Below are 23,602 nucleotides of genomic sequence, written 5' to 3' on the forward strand. Positions count from 1 at the left end.
GACTTTTATGCCTAATTTCAGCCAGGAACTACCACCAGCTTATGAAAAAGACGGTTCTAAAGGCAACTTTTTCACTGCTGAATGTCGATTATGTACAACTGAATAAAGACTGGAATTACAAGAACGTAACCAGCACTTTTTACCGTATTTACCTGATCGACGGCGGCAGCGGCATCCTGTATAACCCGGGCAGCACATGTCCGCTGGAAAAGGGCTTTTTATACATGGTGCCCAGCTTTACTACCTGCAACTATTATTGCGCGGAGTATTTAAGCCAGTACTATCTTTCTATTATGGAAGATTCTACGGACGGCACTTCGCTGTTCTCCTCCAACCGGCGCATATTAAAGGTGCCTGCTACTGCTGCGGACCTGCAGCATTTTAAACGCATACTGGAGCTGCATCCTGACCGGGGGCTAAAAAGGTCCAATGATCCAAAGGTGTATGAGAAATATCCCGTGCTGCAAAGCTTCCGGGAGCTGAATAATTATGTGCCTATTGCAGCGTATGTGGAAACGCAGGGTATTATACTGCAGCTGCTGTCGCGCTTTTTAACGCCGGATTGTTTCCAGGCTACTGAAGAAGCCATCCACTCAAAAATTTCCGATGCCATTAACTACATTCAAACCAACCTGCATAAACCATTAACAGTAGCGCATTTGGCTAAGCGGGCCAATCAGAACCCTGATTATTTTTCAAGATTGTTCCATGAAAATACCGGCGAGCGCCCGCTTACCTACATACAGCTTACGCGGGTGGAGCGTGCCCGTTTTTTGCTGGCAAACACCAATCAATCATTGGCGGAAATAGCTGCTGCCACAGGTTTTGAAACCCTTTCTTATTTTTCCCGCATCTTCAAGACCATTACCGGGCAAACGCCCAGTGAGTATAAACGCGATAAACAGCTTATATAAAATCCAGGTAGCCGTACTGCTGCTGCAGAATGGCCTTATCATCGGCAGAGAGCCACTTGTTTAACAGGGTAGCATACACGCTTTTAAAATCCACTTTGTATTTCAGGTCGCCATCCTGCAGATCTGTAAGGTCAGCGCCTTCATTTAACATGCCTTTCTTTTGCAGGCCGCCGCCTATCAGGAACATATTGTTAGCCGTGCCATGATCCGTACCTCCACTGGCATTTTGCCCTACCCGGCGGCCAAATTCTGAGAAGGTCATTACCATTACATCCTGGAAACGGTTGTTCTTTTTCAGATCCTGCGCAAATACAGATACCGCTTCATCCAGCTGCTGGAATAATCTTTCCTGCTGCTTCTGCTGGCCTACATGCGTATCAAAGCTGCCATGCGATACATAATATACTTTGGTATTAATATCAGACATGATCAGCTCTGAGATCACTTTCATATCACGGCCCAAAGCGGTGTTAGGATAGGTTTCCTTTGACTTATAGGTTTTAAACTGCTGTTGTATGTAGGTGGCGGAGGAAATAGTTTCCGCCATGGTTTTGTACAGGTAATCTACATTGTTATGCTCCTCATCATGAGCCTTATGCGCATTCAGCAGGTCTTTGAAATAGTTGCCGTTGCTGGTGTTGTACAAACGGTTAGGGTCCACAAAAGCCAGGCCTTTGGCGCTTTCCCCTTTCATGGCCAGGCTAAGCGTATCATCTATTTCCAGCGCCTGTGTGGGCTTATCACAACCTTTGCATTGCGCATCCAGGTAGCGGCCTATCCAGCCGGTATTCCAGAAATCCTTTGATTCACTGCCGGTATGCCAGATGTCCATGGAGCGGAAATGGCTGCGGTCCGGGTTAGGATAGCCCACGCTGTTCAGGATACCCATGGAACCATCATCATACAAGGATTTTAATCCGGTAAAGGAAGGATGCAGGCCCCAGTCGTCCGTTAAAGACAATGCCGCTTCCCGTTTAATACCTAAGGCAGGCCGCATTTTATAGTATATATCATTCCGGTAAGGGATCACCGTATTCAAACCATCATTACCGCCGGAGAGCTGTATCACTACCAGCACCTTATTGCCAGGCGGCACCAGCTGTCCTTTTTCAAATGCTTTCAGGAATTTGGGCATCAATGTAGCGGCCGAAGCCAGTGAACCTACCTGTAAAAAGCGACGACGGTTTAATAGTAACATGAGGATTTACGATTTTAGATTTACGATTTTAGATTGATTGAAGCCGATGGGCTATCTATCTAAAATCTAATATCAGCAAAGCTGGTATTCCGGTGTGCTCATCACATCGATGGTCACGGTTTTAATATAGTTTTCGCGTGTGCTGCTATCGGCATATTTATCCAGCAAGGGTTTGCTGGCGCCGCTGTTCTTCACCAGGAGGGCGCCGGCAATTTCATCCGCCAGCCGCTCCCGTGGAATATCTTTATAATCCTGCACATAGGCGTCCCAGTTAATAGTTGCATTTACGCGGCGTGCATACAGCTTGCGCAGAGAATCATTTAATTCCAGCGTCATTTTGTAGTTCTGCCCTTCGCCCATTTCCGGTGTAATATCTTTTGGCTGTGTTCTTAACTCCTGCGAGTACAGGATCACCTGCGGCATACGCAGCCGGAACATCAGGCTGGAGCTGTCTATCCAGCTACGCCCTCCCGGCCAGCCTGCTACATTAGGCGGGTAAAATAATTGCTGCCCCAGTATGCCCTGAAATAACAGCATCACCTCTTCTTTTTCAAACTGCATGGGAATGCTGCGGCGCAAGCCTACCAGCAGCTCCACCGGCGATTTTATGCGGTTGCCAATATGCTGCTCATTATAAAACCAATCAGCCATAAATATTTCCCGCATCAGGGATTTAATGTCGTAACCGGAATGGTAGAACTTATCGGCCAGCATAGTCACTTTGGCATCATCCACCGTTGTTTCGTTCACAAAAAAGCGGTAGATCTTTGCAGTGATGTAATGCGCGGTTTGTTTGTTATCCAGCAGTATCTTCAGCATATCATCGCCGTTAAAGTTGCCCCGTTTGCCCAGCACCTCTTTTTCACCATCGTCGTGTATACGTTCCCGGAATACGAACTGCCCGCTCCCATCAAAGCCCCATCCGGTAAAGGCCCGGGCAGCTTCCTTAATATCTTTTTCCGTATAATTACCACGGCCCATGGTAAAAAGCTCCATTACTTCACGGGCAAAATTTTCGTTGGGATGTTGTTTGCGGTTCTGCTGGTTATTCAGGAAGCTTAACATGGCCGGTGTTTTGGACACTGCGCTTAACAGCTCTCCAAAATTACCCAGTGCATTTTCTCTTATTACCTGTAACAGCTGCTGGTTATACAGCACGTTCTGCGTGCGGCAGGAAAAATGCCCATGCCAGAACAACGACATTTTTTCGCGCAGGGGATGCTCGCTGTTGATCATAGCATGCGTCCAGGCAATGTTAAGATCCTTTACGCCCTGTCGGTTCATTTGCCGCATCTGTTTACGCTGCTCCTCGTTCATGTCCTTTACTTTCTGGTAATCCGGCAGCTCAGATCCGCTGATCACAGCTACGGCATCCAGCGTATCTTTTTTACCGATCAGTATTTTATTCACGATCTCCTTACGGCGTTTATCCGTCCACTTTGTAATAACGGGCAGCGGCTCTCCAAAGCCGGCGCGCCAGGCCAGGTGTTGTAGCTGTAATTTTTCGGATACCGGGGGCATACGCAAAATAGGTTTCCAGGTAAGACAATAAATTCTAAACAGGGTTTAATGGGTCTAATGTTAAGCTTTAAACCGGTAGCTATAGGTCTTTAGTATGAGCTGATGGAAATGGTATACTTTAACAAGATACGATCCTGAAAATGAATAGTCAAGGCAATTACCTGAACCGCCAAACGGGAAAACATTCCCCTGCCTTAAAATGATCCTGCGCAGCAGGCAGCTCCATAAAGGCATCTGCAGTTAATAAAGCGGGCAGATCACCGGAGTTATTATAATTGTGCGGGATGGCTTTCCACTCGCCAGTGGGTTGCGGTTGCAGCTGTACTGGTAAAAAGTAAGTAAGCGGTTTATTAAACGTCACATCCTGTCCCAATACCGCATAAGGCACAGGAGATATTTGGTGCCCCATACCAGCCAGCAGCCAGGGTTGCACGTACCTGTAAAAACACATAAATCCTGAAACCGGGTTGCCGGGTAATGCGAACACTACCGGCCCATCCTTAAAAAGCCCGAACAGGAATGGTTTGCCAGGGCGCTGCTCCACTTTATGAAAAATGCGCTGCATCCCCATTTCTTCCAGTATTACCGGCAAATGATCGTACTTACCGGCAGATACTGCGCCGGAGCAGATCCATACATCCACATTCTTCAGGGATTCAAATAATTGCTGTATAGCAGGTTTATGATCAACTACATGATGGATAGTAGCTGTAATGCCCAGCCCCTGCAGGGAAGCAGCCAGGCTGTATACGTTAGACATGCGGATCTGGTGCGGGGCTGGTGTAGCCGTTACCTCCACCAGCTCATCGCCCGTAGCAATCACTGCCACGCGGGGCAGGCGGCCTACACTCACTTCATATTTGCCTACGGTAGCCAGCACGCCTGCTTCGGCAGGTGTAATGCGGGCGCCGGGTGTTATAAGGGTTTTGCCGGCTGCGCCATCCGCGCCTTCCCAGTGAATGTTCTGGTTCTTTTGTACCGGCTGTGTAATGGTAAAACGTTTAAAACCTTCATGCTCCGATGCCTGCAGGTGCTCATACGGTACTACAGTATCCGTAAGCTCCGGTATTACTGCGCCGGTCATTACCTCCAGGCAGTTGGCCATATTACCCAGCTGTTTACGCGGTACACCGGCAGGCTGAATATCCTCTACCCCAAAAATAGTTTGCCCTTTGCCATAACTTTCTGTAAAGTTGATGGCAATACCGTCCATAGTAGCCCGGTCAAAGGGTGGGAACGGCCTGTCGGCCAGCACCGGCTCCCGCAATACCCTGCCCGTAGCTGCCGTAAAAGACAGCTGCTCTGTACCAAAATCGCGCACTGTATTCATAACAGCTGCATAAGCAGTAGATACATCTAACAGCATTGTAGTAACTTTGGGTGAAGAATTAGCCGTTTTGTAAATTTATTCTTTTATGTCTAATACATCAAGCACTTCCTCCTTCTCGCACCTGGATGAGCAAAACAGGCCGGCCATGGTAGACATCAGTGACAAAAGCAGTACTATTCGTGTAGCCATTGCCGAGAGCCGGGTGTATTTACCGGAAATTATCCGTAAGGAATTTAATGGCGGCGACATCAATACCCGCAAGGGCGCTGTGTTCCAGACCGCCATCATCGCGGGTATCATGGGTGCAAAAAAAACGCCGGAGCTCATACCTTTATGCCATACCCTGCTGCTGGATAATTGCAGCGTGGATATTCAGCTGGTAAACGAAGAAGCTGTGATCCGCTGCACCGTTAAAACCACCGGCAAAACGGGGGTGGAGATGGAAGCGCTCACCGGCGCCACTGTAGCGGCGCTCACGGTGTATGATATGTGTAAGGCTTTTACGCATGAGATGATTATCCGGCAAACCAGGTTGATCAGTAAAACAGGCGGTAAACAGGATGTAGTAGTGGAGTAAAACAAAATGTTATGGCAGTTGCTTTAAAAGGATTGATATTATGCGGCGGGTACAGCACCCGCATGCAGCAGGATAAAAGCCGGATCGCTTATCATGGTATGCCGCAATGGCTATACCTGCACAGCTTATTAAGCAAGGTGGTGCCGGAAGTATATATTTCCTGCCGCCCGGATCAGCAGGAGATCTTTGCAGGCGCTGCGCCGCTGATCACAGACAGTGTTACCATAGGCGGCCCGGCAGCAGGTTTGCTGAGCGCGTATGCTGCTTTCCCGGATACTGCCTGGCTGGTGCTGGCCTGCGATCTGCCCCTTATCAGCCAGCAAAGCCTGGATCACCTGGCCGCTATGCGCGATCCTCAAAAAGCAGCCACGGCCTTTAACAGCCCGGTGAATCATTTACCGGAACCGGTGATTGCCATCTGGGAGCCCCGCGGCCTGCAGGTTTTACAGCAAAGCGTAGCCAATGGAAAACAATGTCCCCGCAAAGCGTTGTTGCAAACAGATATACAAGTGTTGGAAAATCCCTATGCTGTAGAGCAGTTTAATGCCAATACCCCGGAGGAGATGGAGGAAGCGATGAAAAAGATTAGTTGATGTGCTAATGTGCTGACATTTGTTAAGGAACGTCTTTTATTAGCCCAACCAGCATATCAGCACATTAAGGATGCGCCGCTACCCAAACCTCTCCATCTTCAAAATATTCTTTTTTCCAGATAGGCACCGTTTCCTTTAAAGTATCAATAGCATACTGGCAGGCTTCAAAAGCTGCTGCCCGATGAGGCGCCGCAGCCGCGATCACCACCACGGTATCGCCCGGTAGCTTATTGCCGCTTACATGTAAAATGGCGATCTTTTTAATGCCCATTGCAGCACGGGTATGCTCCGCAATTTTTTCCAGCTCCAGCAGGGCCATCGGGGCATAACATTCAAAAAAGAGCTGGCGTACCGGTTTGCCTTTGGTTTCATTGCGTACATTACCCACAAACACCGCCACCCCGCCGGAATCCGGCGATTGTACAAAGTCCAAGGCTTCCTGCACTGTGATATGCTCTTTTATTTCAATCCAAACATCCATATAATCCGCTCCAATCAGATCGTAAATCGTAAATCTAAAATCGTAAATAGCCTCATCCTCCGCTTACAGGGGGTATCACCGCTATTTCATCATCGGGCTGCAGGGCTGCATCATCTGTTGCATATACCTTGTTCACCGCTATCATGCAGGATTTCAGCTCCCGCAGCCGCGGGTACTGCTGGTACAGGTGCTCTTTAAGCGCCGCTACCTTTGCCACCGGCGCATCTACTTGTATAACCGGCGCGCCTGCAATATCTTTTGCTATACCAAATAATAAAATTTTCATGCCTTTACTTCAATGGCCAGGCGCCTGTTTAGTACCAGCATCCCGGCCTGCTTGCAAATTATTGCTTTAAAACTACAATATACCCTGCATAAAGTGTTAATTTTGGATAGTTCCAATATTGAATTGCTATGAAGATAAGGATCAGGGGCAACAGCATCCGGTACCGGCTGGACAAACAGGACATTGCCGCCCTGGAGCAAACCGGTAAGGTAGAAGAGGAAACCAGGATCGGCGCGGGGGCCCTGCACTTTTGTATAAAAGCAAAAGACAGCCCGGAAGCCAGGATCAAGCTGGAAGCACAGGCCGTGCACCTTTCCCTGCCATTGGCGCAGGTGCAGCAATGGATCCAAACGGAGCAGGTGGGCATTGATCAGGAGATTGCCAATCCGGATGGCTCCATATTGAAAATAGTGGTGGAAAAGGATTTTAAATGCCTTACCACCCGTGATGAGGATGATAGCCAGGCCTTTGATAATCCACTGGCGGCACACAATTGTTAAACATGCTTACAGATACACATAACCGGGTAATTAATTACGTTCGACTGGCTGTTACCGACCGTTGCAACCTGCGCTGCAGCTATTGTATGCCGGAACATATGCAGTTCCTGCAAAGGAAGGAGCTGCTGTCGTATGAGGAGATCCTGCGCCTCATGCAGCTGCTGTCTGCCCAGGGCATCAACAAAGTACGCATTACCGGCGGCGAGCCTTTTTTGCGGAAAGACCTGCTGCACCTGCTGGAACAGCTGGTGCAAATGCCCGGCATTGACCGGGTATCCATTACCACCAATGGCGTGCTTACCCGCTCTTTTATACCCGCCCTGCTGGATTTAGGCATCCGCCACATCAACCTGAGCCTGGATACCCTGCAGCGCGATAAGTTTAAACGCATTACCTACCGCGATGAGTTCAACGCCGTGATGGATACCCTGCAAGCCTTGCTGGCACACAACATGAGCGTAAAAATAAACACCGTGGTAATGGATGGGGTAAATACCGATGAGCTGCTGGACTTTGCCGCGCTTACCAAAGACCATCCTGTATCGGTACGTTTTATTGAAGAAATGCCTTTCAACGGCCATGGCAAAGCATTTTCCGGCATTAAATGGAACTTTGAGCATATACTGGATACCTTACGTACCGCTTATCCCTTACAAAAACTGCCGGATGCACCGCATACCACTGCCCTTAATTACCATATAACCGGCCACCAGGGCCATATTGGCGTAATACCTGCTTACAGCCGTACTTTTTGCGGCAGCTGCAACCGCATCCGTGTTACCCCTACCGGCGGCTTAAAAACCTGCCTGTATGGGAAAGATGATCTTAATGTGCGGGATCTTATACGTGGCGGCGCACCGGACGACTTTTTGCTGCAGCGTATACAGGACGCTATTCACCACCGGTTTTTAAATGGGTTTGAAGCGGAAGAAGCCAATGAAAAGATGGCGAGTATGTCAACGATTGGGGGTTAAATGCTCTTAGCGTGAACGCTTGGCTGCTGGTTTGCCCTTTGCTATTTTTTTATTTCGTACAATAGTCAGATCATATTCATTTTGTAGCTGTAGCCAAAACTCTGCATCAATATCCAGCACCTCTTCCAGTTTAATTGCCAGTACAGCTGTAAAATGCCGCTTACCGGCAAACAGCTCGCTTAAATGCTGTGGCAATAATTCGATTTTTGCAGCAAACTCCTTCTTTATTAAGCCACGGGCTTCAATTTCATCTCTTAATACCTCACCGGGATGAATAGCTATCCTGGAATGGATAGGCTGTCCGTTCTTCCCCAACACAATATTTTCATTATACATATTATACATGTCGTTAATGATAATCTTCCAAAGAATATATTTCTATCGTTTCTACCATAATGCGCACTTTTAATCCCTTTTTCACCACTTTAAAAACAAGCCGGTATTGATCGTTTACCCTTACTGAATGATAGCCTTTGAGATCATGCTTTAATGCTTCAAAATGAAGGCTTCTCAATTTTGTCAGCAACATGGTGTTAGGAGCTCTTTTTAAAATAATCACCGTTTTTACAAATGCCTTTACGATAACTTGTCCATAGCGGGGCTTGCCTGTTTCTTTACCGGTCCTGAAAATATCTTCCAGTTCCTGGTTCTTAAAAACAATTTCCATTGTAATTACCCAGATAAAGTTAACAAAAAACCAAGAATTACCAAAAAATGGTAATAATAATTACCAGAAATTGGTAACCCTTAAAAGGGTTAAAAAATCAATGCTATAATATGTTATCTGGAAGAATTAATGAGTTAACCCCTTATTAACATCCTTACCCCTGCATACAATACAGCCGTAATTCCCTCTACCCACATCAATAAACCATCATCTCCTCATCTATCTCCTGCGCCCACGCATGTATTCCGCCCTCCACATTATACACCGTTTGAAAACCGGCTTCCACCAGCTGTTTGGCCACCATTAAGCTGCGCATGCCATGATGGCAAAGCACTGCTACCGGCACCTGCGGCTGCAGCTGCGGTAATGCCCTTAATATGGTGCGCATAGGAATAAGCTGTGCCTGCGGAATATGGCAGATCTCCCATTCATCAGGTTCCCGCACATCCAGCAATTGCAGCGGAGTACCGGCATCCAGCCACTGCTGCAGCTCCTGCACCTGCATGCTTTGCACCGTACCGGTAGCGCATACGCCCTGCTCATAATCATCCTGCAAGGTGCTGATGTTATGATTACCCGGCACGGGTTTCACTTCAAAAATATGATGGGTATTATACAAGGTATCAATCGTTAATAGCTGGTTGGCAAGCGGCTCGCCAATACCACAGATCACCTTCACCGCTTCATTGGCCTGGTAGCAGCCAATAATGCCGGGCAGCACGCCCAGCACACCGATCTCGCTGCAGTTCAGCATTTCGCCGGCCTGCGGCGCTTCGGGGAACAGGCAGCGGTACGTAGCGCTGCCTTTGTAATTGAACACGCTCACCTGCCCTTCATATTTGTAAATGGCGCCGTATATGAACGGCTTTTGCAGTATTACACAGGCATCATTCACCAGGTAGCGGGTACCGAAATTATCCGTGCAATCCACTACCACATCATACGGTGCTATGATGGCTAACGCATTCTCCGGTGTTAAAAAGGAAGGATGTTGTACAAATGTTACTTCAGGATTCAGCTGCTGTAAACGCTTAACAGCGGCATCCAGCTTGGGTTTACCTTCATCCTGCGTGGTGTATATCACCTGCCGCTGCAGGTTGGTAATGGACACATTATCCTGCTCCACAATACCCAATTTTCCTATACCCATGGCCGTTAGGTATTGCAGTACCGGTACGCCCAAACCACCGGCCCCTACTACCAGCACACTGGCCTTTCCCAACAACTGTTGCTTCTCTGCGCCAAAGCCTTCCAGCCTTAGCTGGCGGTCATATCGTTGCATCTCACTGTTTTAAGGTTATAAAGATACGATACAAACTACTATCCGTAACCGCATGTTCCGGCAGGGCATGTTCATTAATATAGCGCACGCGGTTGTCAAGGTCAGGGTGGCTGCTTAGCCATTCCGATGGCTGCAGCCCGCTTTCCTGTTTTAATGTGTTAAACAGCCACTGGAATCCGCGCGCATCAATATGCCGGGCCTGTAACAGCTCCAGCCCGTGCAGGTCTGCTTCTTTTTCCAGGCGGCGGGAATATTGCAGGCTTTTCAGGCTGTTGGCATTTTCCACTACCACAGCCCCGGCTCCGCTCATATCCCCAAAGATCAGCGACATAAACATATAAGTGCCCATGCTGCGGAAAATGGTTTTGGTGGTATGTTTCAGCTCCACATGCGAGTATTCGTGTGAAAGCAGGGCTGCCAGCTCCTCATAGTGTTTCATTTGTTTCAGCAGCTGGTCATACACAATAATATGGCCGCCCGGCAGGGCAAAGGCATTGGTTTCTTTTTGCTGTACCACGGTGATTTGCACAGCATAATTGGAATGTATATGCAGCTGATCAAAAAACTCATTTACCAGCCGGGTAGCTGCCGTATCCTCATGGTATTGCTGCATCAGCGCATCATAGCTGCTTTGCCCCAGCTTTTCCTCATAGCTCACCGGGATGTTGTTGGCAATACGCACCGCCACAAAAGGAATGAGCCAGAAATACACCAGCGCTATCAATCCCACTACCACTAAAAAAGTAATGCCTACAATGGTACGCCCGCGGTTGGCAAAGATTCGCTGGCCTTTTTTGTTTTGCAGGTTAAAAGCCACCGCATCGGCAAAGGTGAGGGACGATACCGTAATGCGTTGCAAAGGATAGCCGGGGTACTCCAATGTGTTGGCAGCAGAGCGTTTTACCTGGTCCCAGAACCAGTGTATCTGCCGCAGCTCGCCCTGCGCATCTTTTATCTCAATGGTAATTTGTTTGGCCGTTAATGTAATAGCAGCATCCACGCTGCTATCCGTTTGTGCATTATAATATTTCCCTGTATAGCTTTGCATTTATTTCACCGTTTTACACATCATGATCAGATCCACAAACGTACCATCCGGCTGCCAGATGGCCTGTGGCTGCCGCCCATATTCCGTAAAATCAAAGTTGCGGTATAGCTGTATGGCCTTTTCATTATTGGCCAGTACATTAAAATGGATAATGGTGATCTCCGGATGCTGAACGGCCCAGCGCATCATGGCAGTCATTAAACGCCGGCCTATGCCCAGGTTCCAGTAAGCATGCTGCACTGCAATCCCAAATTCGCCCAAATGCCGTTGTTTGTGGAAAGACGATTGTTTTACGGTTACAGATCCTACGATCTGCCCGCCCACTTCCGCCAGCAGCAACAGGTGCCGGCTATTATCCCCGAAGGATTGAATAAAACTCCGTTCCGATGCCAGGTTCATGGCCTGCGCTTCTGCAGGTGTGTTCAACAGGAAATCCGTTTCCTTGGTGGTTTGACGGTAGCAGTCCAGCAGCGCCGGTGCATCTTCTGGTTTGGCCGGCCGTATCCACAGCTCCTGCCCATTGGGTAAAAAGTGATGCATGCCTGTAAAGTATTAAAAAAAAGCGTACTGATGAGAAGAGAAAATGAGCTTTTCAACAAACGTTATTTGAGCCGTACAACAAAGCACGACAAACAGGAAATATTTACCTTTGGGTACAATTATAATAATATGGCCTCATCAACCCGTATCATGTATTCCTGTTACGCACATCATACCCGCGAAAATGAATCCTTTGTGGCAGAACATGTGATGACGCATATCCTGGCCGGCAGCATGACCTTCCGCACCTCCGGCACGCCCATGATATGCGAAGCAGGCGATACCCTGCTTATTAAAAGGAACCAGCTTACCAAGGTAATGAAACGCCCGCCGGCCGGTGGCGGGGAATTTAGGTCCATCAGCATTTTCTTTGACCAGGATACGTTACGCAATTTCAGCGTGGAATATAACATAACAGCCGATAGCCTCTATGAAGGCCCCGGCATTATTAAGCTGCCTCATGATGCGCTGAGCAGCACCTACATGGCCTCTATTGCGCCCTACCTGAATACGGATGCCGCTAATACAGAAATGCTCACCATTCTCAAAGCCAAAGAAGCCCTTCTCATCCTGCTCAGAATAAACCCGCAGTTAAAAAATCTGCTGTTTGATTTCAGCGAGCCGGGTAAAATAGACCTGGAAGCTTACATGAACAAACACTTTAACTTTAATGTGGAAATGAAACGTTTTGCCTACCTCACGGGCAGAAGCCTGGCCACTTTTAAAAGGGATTTTGAAAAGATCTTCCATACCTCGCCCAACCGCTGGCTGCAGCAGAAACGGTTAAAGGAAGCTTATTACCTGATTAAAGAAAAAGGTAAAAAACCATCGGATGTGTATATGGAAGTAGGGTTTGAAGATCTCTCCCATTTTTCCTTTGCTTTTAAAAAAGCATTTGGCACACCGCCTTCCTTAGTATAGCCTTATGCGTTAGCTGATCTTTTCTGCGCCAAAGTATTGCTGTAATACCGGCGGAATGTGAATACCGTCTGCAGCCTGGTTATTTTCCAGCAAACAGGCCAGTATACGCGGAAGCGCCAGGGAGCTGCCGTTGAGCGTATGCACCAGCTGCGGTTTGCCGCCGCTGTCTTTGAAACGTATTTTCATACGGTTAGCCTGGTAAGCTTCAAAGTTAGATACAGAGCTTACCTCCAGCCACTTTTGCTGCGCAGCGCTGTACACTTCAAAATCATAGGTAAGGGCAGAAGTAAAGCCCATATCGCCACCACAAAGCCTTAAGATCCGGTAGGGCAGCTGCAAGGCCTGTATAAGGCCCTCTACATGCGCCACCATTTCTTCCAGCACCTCATAAGACTTTTCAGGATGTACCAGCTGCACTACTTCCACTTTATCAAACTGGTGCACGCGGTTCAGGCCCCGTACGTCCTTACCATAAGAACCGGCTTCCCGGCGGAAACAGGGAGTATAGGCCGTCATTTTTATAGGCAGGTCGCTATCCTTTAAAATTTCATCGCGGTAAATGTTGGTTACCGGTACTTCAGCAGTAGGTATCAGGTACAACTTGTCTTCCCCTACAAAATACATTTGCCCTTCCTTATCCGGCAGCTGCCCGGTACCATAGGCGGTATCGGCATTTACCAGGTGCGGGGGCATATATTCCATATATCCTTTGCTGATATTATAGTCCAGGAAATATTGGATGAGCGCGCGTTGCAAACGGGCGCCTTTATTTTTATATACAGGAAAACCACTGCCGGTGATCTTGTTGCCCAGCTCAAAATCTATGAGGTCGTATTTTTTTGCCAGGTCCCAGTGGGGCATAGCTTCTGCAGCCAGGGCCGGTTTGGCGCCACCCGCGCGTACTTCCACATTTTCTTCCGGCGTTCTGCCGGGAGGTACGCTGGCAGCCGGTAAATTAGGCAGCTTGATCAGCGTATCATGCAGCAGCTTTTCAGTTTCGTTCAGCTGTTCTGTAAGCGGTTGTTGCTGCTGTTTCAGATCAGCCACCGTAGCTTTCCGTTGTTCCGCTTCTTCTTTCTGCCCGCCTTTCATCAGTTTTCCGATCTCGTCTGAAGCTATTTTGATCTTGGCCTGTGTTTCATCATAGGCCAGGGTTAACTGTTTACGTTTATCATCCAGCGCCAGCACCTCCTCTATCAAACCCAGTTCCTTAAACTGTTTGAGGGCCAGCCGCTCTAATACTAATTCCTTGTTTTGACGAATGAACGGAACCTGTAACATTGTTTAGATTTTCGCAAAGATAAAAAAATAGTTGCCAGTCTGCAGTGGGCAGTTGGCAGTTGCCAGTCTAAAGTGGGCAGTCATTGAACTACTGTGTTACTAATAGTTTTCAAAATACCCATAGTTAAAACATATGGCAGCAAATTGCAGTACCGGCCACAGACTGCCAACTGCCCACTGCCAACTGCCAACTCAACTAAGATACTTCCCAACAATCGGCACTCTTCGGCCTACGCCAAATGCCTTGGACGATACGCGGATAATAGGGCAGAACTGGTTGCGCTTGTATTCATTGGTGTTCACCAGCTTCAGCGTACGGTCTACCAGCGCAGTATCAAAGCCCTGGGAAATAATTTCACGTGGCCCCTGCCGCCGCTCAATGTACTGGTACAGGATGCGGTCCAGGATGCTGTAATCCGGCAGGCTGTCACTGTCCTTCTGGTTGGGCCGCAGCTCTGCCGACGGAGCTTTGTCTATAATATTAGCCGGTATAATTTCCGTGTCACGATTTATATACCGCGCCAACGCATACACCTGCATTTTGTATACATCGCCCAGCACAGAAAGGCCGCCGGCCATATCGCCGTATAAGGTACCATAACCGGTGCTCAGCTCACTTTTATTGGAGGTGTTCAATAAGATATACCCGAACTTGTTAGAAAGGGCCATCAGCAAATTACCCCTTATGCGCGACTGCAGATTTTCTTCCGCCAAACTAAAGGGCAATCCCTTAAAATGCGGTTCCAGCGTGCTTAAAAAGCTTTCGTAAATATCACTGATGCGGATGATATCATGTGGATTATCTAAATTCTTTGACAGCGCCACCGCATCATCTACCGAATGCTCTGTAGAGTAGGGCGATGGCAGCAGGATAGCCCTTACATTCTCCTTGCCCAGTGCTTCGCAGGCAATGGCCAGGGTAACGGCGCTGTCTATACCGCCGGATGATCCCAGGATGGCTTTGGTAAAACCCATCTTGCCAAAATAATCGCGGATGCCCAGCACCAGCGCCTGGTAAATACGGTCTATATTATAATCAAAAACCAGTTCCTTAACAGGCGTGTGTGCCACCACCGGCGCGGGTTTGGCGGATTGCAGCAGCTCATCCAGCTCCAGCGTGTAGCTGGCTTCCTGGAAATAAGGCAGCTCTTTTACAATATTACCCTGCGCATCAAATACCAGGGAGCCGCCGTCAAACACGATCTCCGTTTGCGATCCCACAGTACAGCTATACAGCATGGGCAGCTTATATTTCATCACATTGGCGCGGATAATTTCTTTACGGTCCTGGTCATGATCATAATCAAAAGGGCTTGCAGAAATATTGATCATTACATCCGGCTGCTGCAGTATGAGCTGGTCCATGGGGCAAATGCGGTACAGCGGGTTATCGCCCAGGTTCCAGATATCTTCACAAATGGTAACCGCCAGCTTTTTGCCTTTAAAGGGAATGACATTCCACTCATAGGCCGGCTCAAAATAGCGGTATTCATCAAACACATCGTAGGTAGGCAGCAGCGTTTTATGCACCACCTGTTTTACTTCCCGTTCATGCAGGAACCAGGCCGCATTAAACAGGTCCTTCCCATCCCGCTGTGGATTACGGCAGGGCGCGCCCACTATAACGGCTATACGGTCTGTGTAGGCTTTAATAGTATCTATAGCAGCGTAGCACTTGTTAATAAAATCTTCAAACTCCAAAAAATCACGCGGCGGATAACCACATACACATAACTCTGAAAATACCACCAGGTCTGCTTCCTGGGCAATGGCATCCTGTATGCCGCTAATGATCTTTTCCGTATTCAGCTCAAAATTACCAATGTGGTAATTCTGCTGCGCCAGTACAATCTTCATAAACTTGATTTACGATCTTAGATTTTAGATTTTAGATTTGATTGAAGCGGATAAGACCCTGTTCTTCCAAATCTAAAATCGTAAATCTAACATCTAAAATTAAAAATACATGCCTAAGCGCAATGCAAAGCTGTTCATATTCACTTTGCCATCATCCCACTTGCTATTGCGTGTTACATCTACAAACCCGTTCTGGAAGGTAAGTCCTACCACGGCAGCCAGCCGCTCTCCCAGCGGGTATTCAATACCAGCTCCCAATAACATGCCGGCATTAATGGGCGTCAGGGAGCCCAGCACATTTTCTTTTTCGTAGCGCTGGTCCAGGCTGATCACATCGGCCCGGCCCCGGATGGGAAAACCCAGGTAAGTACCGAACTGCGCCCAGAAACCAATACCGTTGTAAGCAGTGGTTTTCAGCTTAATGGTAGCCGGTATCTCAATGTGCTGCAATTTCATCGTGTATTCCGCAGGGTTGGCGCTAAAACGTTCCAGGCCCTTGCCAGCGTCATATTTAAGGGTGCTGCCGCCCATGCTGATCTGCAGGCCGGTAGCAAAAGCATAATTTCCTTCATCATTCAGTAAGAAATCCACCATCAGGCCATAGCTCAGTCCCAGGCGGCTGCTGGTACGGTTGGCGCCCGCATCCTGCGGTTTTAGGACGGATATAACCGGGTCCAGCTTAAAACCCAGCCGTACTCTTTCCATGGAAAACCTGCGCTGTGCCTGGCTGTTGAGGCTTAATGCCAATAATAACACGATCCAAACGCTGTGCTTCATATAATTTCTTCTTTTCTTTAATATATTTACTGATTTTAGGTTTAGCGGGTTGCTCCTGTCAAATCTAAAATCTAAGATCGTAAATCGTAAATTGAAACGATGCAAAGGTACATTAATAAAACTTCGTGTTTATACGGGCCGGCCCTGTTGCTGCTGGTAGTGTTCTCCGCCTGCTCCTCCCGCAAAAAGGCGCCGGATGTAAGCCATATACCGGTAACCGTTAGTATTGCCCGGTTTGATGAGGACCTGGTAAAAATAGACACCAATCAGGTGGCGCCCGGCCTGCAGCAGCTGTACAGCCGCTACCCGCTGTTCCTGCCTGCCTATGTACAGCATATTATGGAGTTTGGCGCCTTTGCAGATAGCAGCCGCCATATTCCACAGCAAATGCGCCTGTTGCTCACCAATAAAGATTTCCGTTACCTGCAGCAGGCCGTGCAAACCAAGTTCCCGGACCTGCACTGGCTGGAGCAGGACCTGGCCCAGGGCTTCCGGTATATGAAATATTACTTTCCGCAATTTAAGGTACCAAAGGTAGTTACCTTTATTTCCGCCATTGGCAACTATGGCGCCGTAACCGTAGACACTTTGCTGGGCGTGGGTTTGGATATGTACATGGGCAGCGATTTCCCAATATATGCTAACCTCCCTGATTACCCGGTGTACATGGTGCGGCGTTTTTCCAAAGAATACATTACCACCAACAGCATGCAGGCCATTGCGCAGAACATGTTCCCGCAAGCCGGCGCCAATGCCAAGCTGGTAGAGCAATTGGTAGCGGCCGGCAAACAGCAGTATTTCCTGGAACAGGTATTGCCCGAAACACCGGATACTATACGCATGGGCTACACGAAACAACAGCTGGACTGGTGTAATGATAATGAGCAAATGATCTGGCAATACTTTATCCAGAACGAGCTGCTATATAAAACCGACTGGCAGGAAGCCATGCACTTTATGGGCGATGGCCCCGCCACGCAGGGTATGCCGGAAGGCTCCCCTGGCCGTATCGGCTATTTTGTGGGAAGGCAGATCGTTCGTAAATACATGGAAAGGCATCCTGAAGTAACCTTACAGCAATTAATGGAAAATAAAGACCTGATGGGAGTGTTTAGTGAATCGAAGTACAGACCGAAGAGGTAATGCTTAACGCTGAGTGCCTAACGCTGAACGCTCAATGCATAAAACATAATGCCTAGAGCAAAACACGATCAGCGTTAAGCGTTTGGCACTCAGCATTAAGCGTTCGTAAATTAATTCAGCTTAAACGGCACTACCATCTGGAACTCAGGGATCTTTACCTCAAACAGTTTCTTGTTGAGCTGATTTTCCATTTGATAAGTTCCATACATTTTGCCGATCTCTGTGCGAAGGTTGGAGCCGGATACATATTGGTAGCTTTCTGAAGGGGCCAGTAAAGGCTGCACGCCTACTACGCCCTCTCCTTCTACCTCGCGGTGGGTACCGTTGGAATCAATGATGTACCAGTGACGGCGCAGGAGCTTGATGGGGAAGGTGTTATTGTTCTCAATGGTGATCCGGTAGGCAAACATGTATTCACTTCCAACCGGGTTGGAATAATCAGGTTGGTAGAATGTCTCCACACTGATCGTGATACCTTCTGTTACCTTTTTTACCATAAGAACCGTTCCTTTAACGTAAAAATAAGGAAAATAAATCCAGCAGGAAATAAATTTATATGCTATTTAAACAGACTTTAACCACGTTTTAACAGTCTGCTGTGCACGATTAGCAGCCTGCGGCGTGGCTTCCAGCTTACTTTTTGTAACCGCCTGTTATTCATGCCGGTTGGTTACAATCAAGCCGCAGCTCATCAACATTCCGTAGCAAAAAGCACAGTTTTACTTCGTATAGCCCCTTTACTGGCAACTCCACCAACCGCTAACTGCTAACGGCTAACAGCTAACAGCTAGCTACTCAATCTCCACCCCCGCTAACATCTCCTCGTCTTTTTCCGCCAGCCGGGCCTCCACCTCGAACCGGTTATTGTAATAACCACGGCGCCGGTATTCCAGCAGGTACAGCCACAGAAAGCGCCAGAAGCCATAACTACGGAATTGCCGCACATGGCACACCTCATGCCGCAGCCAGGCCACATCCGCCAGAAAAGCCTGCCGGTTCACCCCATGCAGGTGAATGGTACGGCCCAGTACCATAGCCAGCCGGGCGCTGTCCATTTTACGGGCAGCACGCCCGGCCAGCCAGGAACGTTCTTTAATACGACAAATTATTTTTTCCAATCCCTTTTACCGAATAGCGAAAATCTCCGTGAAATATTGAACCCCCAACGGAACTGCCCCTGCAGCCAGGACGACTTGGTTTCACCAATGAACTGGTTTTCCAGTATAGCCGTTGAGTTAGTAAAGTTAACACTAAACACGTGACCACCGGTTTCTATTTCCAGGCCCGCTCCCAGCGGGTTATAGAACTTCACACCCAGGGATTTGTAGTAATCCTTGCTGGCCTGGTTGCGGAAGGGATAGTAGTATTCTGCAATGAAAGCCAGTCTTTTAGACAGCTTTATACGGCCGCTGCCGCCCAGCGCAAACATATTATTCATGTCCATATACCCCACCCGGTTGCGGTGAATGTAGGTAGGCGACAGGGTCAGGGATACCAGGTCCGCAAATTTGCGGGCAATGATCACCTGGCCTACGTAAGTCATACGGTCGGTAAATTCATCGAAATGGCTGGCAGAGGCCAGCGCATCGTTGGAAGTCATGGTGCTTACCGTAACATTACCAAACAGGGACACCGATACCGGGATGTGGTTATCCGTAGTTTGTTTCAGCAAACGGTACTTAGCCAGTCCTTCAAAGATCTGCGACAGGTCGCCGGAACCTTTGGCACGGCTGATGCCCACCATCAGGTCATCTGAAATACCATATTCAAACGCAATGCGTATATCTGTAGAGTTATCCAGCCCAAAAGCAGTTTTACCGCCGCCAAATTCACCGCCGGCATCGCCGAAACGGTGCGCCACCCTGAAATCCAGCTCATGTTTCTTCAGCGTTTCATTGGAATGGCCCATAATAATACGGGTAGATTTAAAAGTACCGATCACCGGCCGGTGACCAGTAGAATCCTCGAACATCTTGCTCAGGTCGTCCTGTGCGCGGCATACCATGCTTAAGCTACAGCAGGCAAATAATAGCGGTAAAATTCTCATAATATAATTTGTGATGGTTGTACTAGGTGTTATTATTGGTTGTTCAGATACCAGGGAAACTTTTTTACGGCCGATGGCTATACGGCAATTATGCACCATATAGCCATTGAGCCGGTAACCGTTGCGGGCCTATTTGCCGGATGCAGCATAGGTTGCATTTACCGTTACTTCTACTACTTCAGCAATGTTCTTTATTACCAGTGTAGGTATCTTGATCTTATGATCTTCCAGGCGAACATTGAATTTAGACAGGGTAGTGACCTTACCATTCTGTACGGTGATGGTGGCTTTTTCCTTATAGGTTTTATCCACGCCGTGCAGGGATAGAACCCCCTCCACCGTTACATCGTAAGTGCCGTCCTTAGTGATGTCTACCGGGCTGGAAAATTTCCCCTTGTACTCTGCATAGGGATATTTTTCTGTTTCCAGGTAGTTCTCATTAAAGTGCTCCTCCATCAGTTTTTTCTTGAACTTGAAAGAGCCTACCGGTACCTTGAAATACACGGCGCCCGTTTTGGCATTGATGGCAGATACCCCTTTGTCTGTCTTGGCTTCAATGTCTTCCATCGGAGCAGATGAAAAGAAAGATAGATTGGCATTGCGGCAGGAGTAAATATCCTGCGCATAAACATTCACTGTTCCTAAGAGAACAACAATAGCAAAAAGAAGTCGTTTCACCTTGATACAATTTTTAATTAAAGACTTATGCGAACTACCTGATCCGGGATCAATGACCCCACAGAATGTAGCAATACCGGACCGGCAGTTCTATTGTTCATTGTTCTTATTCCGGCATTCCTTTCGATATCCAGCAGTTAATGGAGTCGCGTATTCCCGCTCCCAATGCGCCACGGGGCGGCATATCTGCCTGGGCGCTGATAACGCGCAGCCGGAAGGTTGCTTCATTACCACTTACAAAATTCCTGAACTTTTCCAGCGTGGAAAAGTCGGCTCCCGCAGGTGCGGTAGCTCCGCTGTGACACCGGGTACAATTGGATTGGATAATTCCGTAAACGTACGCGGCTGGGATCTGCTTACTATCACAGTCCCCGGTTTGCGGCCCGCTATCAGGGGCTATGGCTTCTTTGTTGGTACAGCTATACACTGCTACAGCGAGTAGGCTAATCAATAAAAGATATGTCTTCATTACTAGGCAAAATGGTTTGATGAAAAAAAATTGGTTATTATTTGTTTTTAAATTGTGAACAATGTTTTTTTACAAAACCCGATCTTTATTGGATCATTGGCCGATGGACCGTGCGCCGGCTAAGCAATCAGTATTTAATACGATAGCAAATTAAAAACGGTTGCCTCTATCGGGAAGAATAACGCAGCACGGCAACATAAATTATATTTTAAATATATTTGTATATGACAAGTATTGACGAGCTCTATGCTTTTTACCAGCAACATCCTGCTGTTCAGACGGATACACGCAAGCTTAAACCCAACGATATTTTCTTTGCGCTTAAAGGACCTAACTTTAACGGCAACGCCTATGCTGAAGCGGCATTGCAGGCCGGTGCTGCATTAGCGGTAATAGATGAGGAAGTGTATTACACACAGCCGGAAAAAATGATGCTGGTAAAAGATGCCCTGCACACCCTGCAGGAGCTGGCATTGTGGCACCGCCGGCAGCTGAACATACCTATACTGGCCATTACCGGCACTAACGGTAAAACCACTACGAAAGAGTTGGTGAGCACTGTGCTGGCCAGCACCTACAAAACAGTGGCTACCGTAGGTAACCTTAATAATCATATTGGCGTACCGCTTACGCTGTTAAGCATACCCGCCGGTACACAAATAGCCGTAATAGAAATGGGCGCTAACCACCAGCATGAAATTGAAGCCTACTGCCGCATAGCCCTGCCCACACACGGTATTATTACTAATATTGGCAAGGCCCACCTGGAGGGCTTTGGCAGCGAAGAAGGTGTGCGCAAGGCCAAAGGCGAGCTGTATGATTATTTGCGGGAGCATGACGGTACCGTGTTTTTATGCAACCAATACCCTTACCTGCTGGACATGAGCAAGGGCATAATGGAAGTGATCACCTACGGTGAAAAAGATGCCGACTTTACCGGCCGCCCCCTGGCAGAAAGCGCCTTCTTAGGGGTGCAGGTAACCAGCGATGAAGAAGTAGGCACGCTGCAAACCAGGCTTACCGGCGCCTATAACTTTCCCAATGTAATGGCTGCAGTAGCCGTGGGCCTGTATTTCAACGTACCGCCGGCTAATATCAAAGCAGCTATTGAAGGTTATGTGCCCTCCAACAACCGCTCCCAGGTGATACAGCAGGGCTCCAATACTATTATCATGGATGCTTATAATGCTAATCCATCCAGTATGAAGGCCGCTATTGAAAATTTTACCGGTATTAATGCTCCTAAAAAGGTATTGCTGTTAGGCGCTATGATGGAGCTGGGGCCAGATAGTGTAAAGGAACACCAGGCCCTGGCTGATCTGCTGCAGCGCACACACTGGCATGCTGTGGTATTGGTAGGAGGGGATTTCAGTAAAATAAAACAACCCTATGTGTACCTGGAGAATGCAGCAGAAGCGGCTAACTGGCTGCAGCAGCAGCAGTTCACAGATACTTATATTCTTGTTAAAGGCAGCCGCAGCATGGGAATGGAGAAGGTGATATCATAGCCTATAGCAGGTAGATCCGCTGTTAACAAAGCGTAATTCAGAAATAGAGGTTTCATGATACAACGTGCTGGTTGTACAACCCCCGGTGTGGCCTGAAGCCTCTAGTCAAAAATGCCTCTTGCTTTTAATATGCCCGTCTTCTTCAACTCAAATAATTGCTCTGCATAATTACCAAAAACTACTATTGCCTTGTTGCCTGCGATTTTGAAATAAGGCGAAGGAAACAGGTATTCAATATCTTCCTTACTTCGCCCTTTAATATTGTATGAAACCTCATTTTCAAAGCCTATCAATTCCGGTTTAACAGGTGTGTTTTTATTGTAGCTGTGTTCATAGTCCCCCACTTTGTAACTACTTGCCCAACGTCCGTTCTTTGTCTTGTAAACATCAAAGAATTGATATTTCTCGTGATAAAGTTTGCCGCTATAGGCTGAAACAAATAGCAAAACATATTTGTATTTTGAAAAAGCCGGTTCCCCGTAATGGTCATAAGCGTCAAATTGAATGGTGTCGCTTTTATAATTTCCGTAAATATTTTGAATGACTTTATATTTTGCCTTAAAGGCTCTGTCCATTAAAACATGATCACTGTCAACCTTAGGATGAAACTGCGATACTTCTATTTTCTCTCCAACAAAAACATACAGGCTGTCTTTTTTGGTTTGCCCAAATGAAGCAAAAAATGCTAAAGTTAAAATGGTAAATATGGAAACGGATCTTGTCATAAAGGTACAGGCAACATTGGGATTTGGGATTCGGCAGATCATCTGGAACATGCATCCAGCACTTAAACCGATTAAAGATACAAAAGTTGAAATATACTCTATAGTTCATTCAGCCCAATAGGTAACTAATGGTAGTACAAAAGATGAGGAATTGTTCGCATTCCTTGCCCCTATGAAAAAGCGATCTTAAACATTAAAACAATAGCTTTTAGCCTCTAAGTAGGTTAACCCCTGCCTGACCGCTACATCAACTGCAGCGCGACAATTAAGACCAATAGATTCCAG

The 23,602-nt window shown here is 47.6% G+C and carries 27 protein-coding genes; 8 read left to right on the forward strand and 19 right to left on the reverse strand.

All coding sequences use genetic code 11. The features are described from left to right. The first annotated feature begins 41 nt into the window (after nt 1–41). Nucleotides 42–914 carry an AraC family transcriptional regulator gene (locus tag BMZ54_RS02015; protein WP_089906474.1) on the forward strand — a complete coding sequence of 291 codons (873 nt, stop codon included), beginning with the start codon at nt 42–44 and terminating at the stop codon, nt 912–914. On the opposite strand, the gene BMZ54_RS02020 is transcribed toward BMZ54_RS02015, so the two are convergent. The 3 genes from BMZ54_RS02020 to BMZ54_RS02030 all read right to left on the reverse strand — a co-directional run bounded on the left by BMZ54_RS02020 (nt 907) and on the right by BMZ54_RS02030 (nt 4,999). After that, the gene (locus BMZ54_RS02020; RefSeq protein ID WP_089906475.1) at nt 907–2,112 is read right to left on the reverse strand and encodes a DUF1501 domain-containing protein; all 1,206 of its coding nucleotides are present in this window, start codon (nt 2,110–2,112) and stop codon (nt 907–909) included. The genes BMZ54_RS02015 and BMZ54_RS02020 overlap by 8 nt on opposite strands. Nucleotides 2,113–2,184: 72 nt before the next feature. Beyond that, nucleotides 2,185–3,633: a DUF1800 domain-containing protein gene (locus BMZ54_RS02025; RefSeq protein WP_089906476.1), complete on the reverse strand. Its 1,449-nt coding sequence runs from the start codon at nt 3,631–3,633 to the stop codon at nt 2,185–2,187. 157 nt (nt 3,634–3,790) lie between these two features. Then, nucleotides 3,791–4,999: a molybdopterin molybdotransferase MoeA gene (locus tag BMZ54_RS02030; protein WP_089906477.1), complete on the reverse strand. Its 1,209-nt coding sequence runs from the start codon at nt 4,997–4,999 to the stop codon at nt 3,791–3,793. Nucleotides 5,000–5,048: 49 nt separating this feature from the next. Here BMZ54_RS02030 and moaC point away from each other — a divergent pair, with 49 nt between their 5' ends. Both moaC and BMZ54_RS02040 read left to right on the forward strand, forming a co-directional pair. Next, a complete protein-coding gene (moaC, locus tag BMZ54_RS02035) occupies nt 5,049–5,540 on the forward strand; it encodes a cyclic pyranopterin monophosphate synthase MoaC (RefSeq protein ID WP_089906478.1) in 492 nt (163 codons plus the stop codon). Between the two features lie 11 nt (nt 5,541–5,551). Beyond that, a complete protein-coding gene (locus BMZ54_RS02040) occupies nt 5,552–6,133 on the forward strand; it encodes an NTP transferase domain-containing protein (RefSeq protein ID WP_089906479.1) in 582 nt (193 codons plus the stop codon). Nucleotides 6,134–6,197: 64 nt separating this feature from the next. Here BMZ54_RS02040 and BMZ54_RS02045 read toward each other — a convergent pair whose 3' ends face one another. Then, nucleotides 6,198–6,614: a molybdenum cofactor biosynthesis protein MoaE gene (locus BMZ54_RS02045; protein ID WP_089906480.1), complete on the reverse strand. Its 417-nt coding sequence runs from the start codon at nt 6,612–6,614 to the stop codon at nt 6,198–6,200. A 52-nt stretch (nt 6,615–6,666) separates the two neighbouring features. After that, nucleotides 6,667–6,900 carry a molybdopterin converting factor subunit 1 gene (gene moaD, locus BMZ54_RS02050; protein WP_089906481.1) on the reverse strand — a complete coding sequence of 78 codons (234 nt, stop codon included), beginning with the start codon at nt 6,898–6,900 and terminating at the stop codon, nt 6,667–6,669. A gap of 128 nt (nt 6,901–7,028) precedes the next feature. On the opposite strand from moaD, the gene BMZ54_RS02055 reads away from it, so the two are divergent. Together BMZ54_RS02055 and moaA are read left to right on the forward strand one after the other, a co-directional pair. Continuing rightward, nucleotides 7,029–7,400 (forward strand): DUF7009 family protein, encoded by a 372-nt coding sequence (locus BMZ54_RS02055; protein WP_089906482.1) that lies wholly within the window; start codon nt 7,029–7,031, stop codon nt 7,398–7,400. Between the two features lie 2 nt (nt 7,401–7,402). Beyond that, on the forward strand, nt 7,403–8,374 hold the full coding sequence (moaA, locus tag BMZ54_RS02060) for a GTP 3',8-cyclase MoaA (RefSeq protein WP_089906483.1): 972 nt from the start codon (nt 7,403–7,405) through the stop codon (nt 8,372–8,374). Between the two features lie 6 nt (nt 8,375–8,380). On the opposite strand, the gene BMZ54_RS02065 is transcribed toward moaA, so the two are convergent. From BMZ54_RS02065 to BMZ54_RS02085, 5 genes are all read right to left on the reverse strand, one after another. Beyond that, on the reverse strand, nt 8,381–8,719 hold the full coding sequence (locus tag BMZ54_RS02065) for a HigA family addiction module antitoxin (RefSeq protein WP_089906484.1): 339 nt from the start codon (nt 8,717–8,719) through the stop codon (nt 8,381–8,383). Between the two features lie 4 nt (nt 8,720–8,723). Next, nucleotides 8,724–9,041, reverse strand: a complete 318-nt coding sequence (locus tag BMZ54_RS02070; protein ID WP_089906485.1) for a type II toxin-antitoxin system RelE/ParE family toxin — start codon at nt 9,039–9,041, stop codon at nt 8,724–8,726. Nucleotides 9,042–9,237: 196 nt separating this feature from the next. Beyond that, nucleotides 9,238–10,323, reverse strand: a complete 1,086-nt coding sequence (locus BMZ54_RS02075) for a ThiF family adenylyltransferase (protein WP_089906486.1) — start codon at nt 10,321–10,323, stop codon at nt 9,238–9,240. Nucleotide 10,324: 1 nt separating this feature from the next. After that, entirely contained in the window at nt 10,325–11,371 is a 1,047-nt protein-coding gene (locus BMZ54_RS02080) for a M48 family metallopeptidase (RefSeq protein ID WP_089906487.1), read from the reverse strand. Continuing rightward, nucleotides 11,372–11,911: a GNAT family N-acetyltransferase gene (locus BMZ54_RS02085; RefSeq protein ID WP_089906488.1), complete on the reverse strand. Its 540-nt coding sequence runs from the start codon at nt 11,909–11,911 to the stop codon at nt 11,372–11,374. 30 nt (nt 11,912–11,941) lie between these two features. Between BMZ54_RS02085 and BMZ54_RS02090 the strand changes: the two genes are divergently transcribed. Further along, nucleotides 11,942–12,832 carry a helix-turn-helix domain-containing protein gene (locus tag BMZ54_RS02090; protein ID WP_238386460.1) on the forward strand — a complete coding sequence of 297 codons (891 nt, stop codon included), beginning with the start codon at nt 11,942–11,944 and terminating at the stop codon, nt 12,830–12,832. Nucleotides 12,833–12,841: 9 nt separating this feature from the next. On the opposite strand, the gene serS is transcribed toward BMZ54_RS02090, so the two are convergent. The 3 genes from serS to BMZ54_RS02105 all read right to left on the reverse strand — a co-directional run bounded on the left by serS (nt 12,842) and on the right by BMZ54_RS02105 (nt 16,747). Beyond that, nucleotides 12,842–14,113 carry a serine--tRNA ligase gene (serS, locus tag BMZ54_RS02095; protein ID WP_089906489.1) on the reverse strand — a complete coding sequence of 424 codons (1,272 nt, stop codon included), beginning with the start codon at nt 14,111–14,113 and terminating at the stop codon, nt 12,842–12,844. Nucleotides 14,114–14,305: 192 nt separating this feature from the next. Beyond that, on the reverse strand, nt 14,306–15,970 hold the full coding sequence (locus BMZ54_RS02100; RefSeq protein WP_089906490.1) for an NAD+ synthase: 1,665 nt from the start codon (nt 15,968–15,970) through the stop codon (nt 14,306–14,308). 99 nt (nt 15,971–16,069) lie between these two features. Then, a complete protein-coding gene (locus BMZ54_RS02105; RefSeq protein WP_089906491.1) occupies nt 16,070–16,747 on the reverse strand; it encodes a porin family protein in 678 nt (225 codons plus the stop codon). 99 nt (nt 16,748–16,846) lie between these two features. Here BMZ54_RS02105 and gldB point away from each other — a divergent pair, with 99 nt between their 5' ends. Then, a complete protein-coding gene (gldB, locus tag BMZ54_RS02110) occupies nt 16,847–17,890 on the forward strand; it encodes a gliding motility lipoprotein GldB (protein WP_089906492.1) in 1,044 nt (347 codons plus the stop codon). A gap of 110 nt (nt 17,891–18,000) precedes the next feature. On the opposite strand, the gene apaG is transcribed toward gldB, so the two are convergent. The 5 genes from apaG to BMZ54_RS02135 form a co-directional block, all read right to left on the reverse strand. Continuing rightward, nucleotides 18,001–18,387, reverse strand: coding sequence for a Co2+/Mg2+ efflux protein ApaG (apaG, locus tag BMZ54_RS02115; RefSeq protein ID WP_089906493.1), 387 nt, complete (start codon nt 18,385–18,387; stop codon nt 18,001–18,003). A gap of 294 nt (nt 18,388–18,681) precedes the next feature. Beyond that, nucleotides 18,682–19,008, reverse strand: coding sequence for a DUF4157 domain-containing protein (locus tag BMZ54_RS02120; RefSeq protein WP_089906494.1), 327 nt, complete (start codon nt 19,006–19,008; stop codon nt 18,682–18,684). Beyond that, complete coding sequence (locus BMZ54_RS02125) at nt 18,996–19,937, reverse strand: DUF5777 family beta-barrel protein (RefSeq protein WP_202909117.1); 942 nt, start codon at nt 19,935–19,937, stop codon at nt 18,996–18,998. Before BMZ54_RS02125 ends, BMZ54_RS02120 begins: the two co-directional genes overlap by 13 nt. 129 nt (nt 19,938–20,066) lie before the next feature. Next, nucleotides 20,067–20,615: a YceI family protein gene (locus BMZ54_RS02130; RefSeq protein ID WP_238386461.1), complete on the reverse strand. Its 549-nt coding sequence runs from the start codon at nt 20,613–20,615 to the stop codon at nt 20,067–20,069. Between the two features lie 106 nt (nt 20,616–20,721). Next, nucleotides 20,722–21,084 (reverse strand): hypothetical protein, encoded by a 363-nt coding sequence (locus BMZ54_RS02135; RefSeq protein WP_143080881.1) that lies wholly within the window; start codon nt 21,082–21,084, stop codon nt 20,722–20,724. 224 nt (nt 21,085–21,308) lie between these two features. Between BMZ54_RS02135 and BMZ54_RS02140 the strand changes: the two genes are divergently transcribed. Further along, nucleotides 21,309–22,592, forward strand: coding sequence for a UDP-N-acetylmuramoyl-tripeptide--D-alanyl-D-alanine ligase (locus tag BMZ54_RS02140; protein ID WP_089906496.1), 1,284 nt, complete (start codon nt 21,309–21,311; stop codon nt 22,590–22,592). A gap of 101 nt (nt 22,593–22,693) precedes the next feature. Here BMZ54_RS02140 and BMZ54_RS02145 read toward each other — a convergent pair whose 3' ends face one another. Then, nucleotides 22,694–23,368: a hypothetical protein gene (locus BMZ54_RS02145; RefSeq protein ID WP_202909118.1), complete on the reverse strand. Its 675-nt coding sequence runs from the start codon at nt 23,366–23,368 to the stop codon at nt 22,694–22,696. Between the last annotated feature and the right edge of the window lie 234 nt (nt 23,369–23,602).

This window comes from Chitinophaga rupis (assembly GCF_900109685.1).
GTDB lineage: Bacteria > Bacteroidota > Bacteroidia > Chitinophagales > Chitinophagaceae > Chitinophaga > Chitinophaga rupis.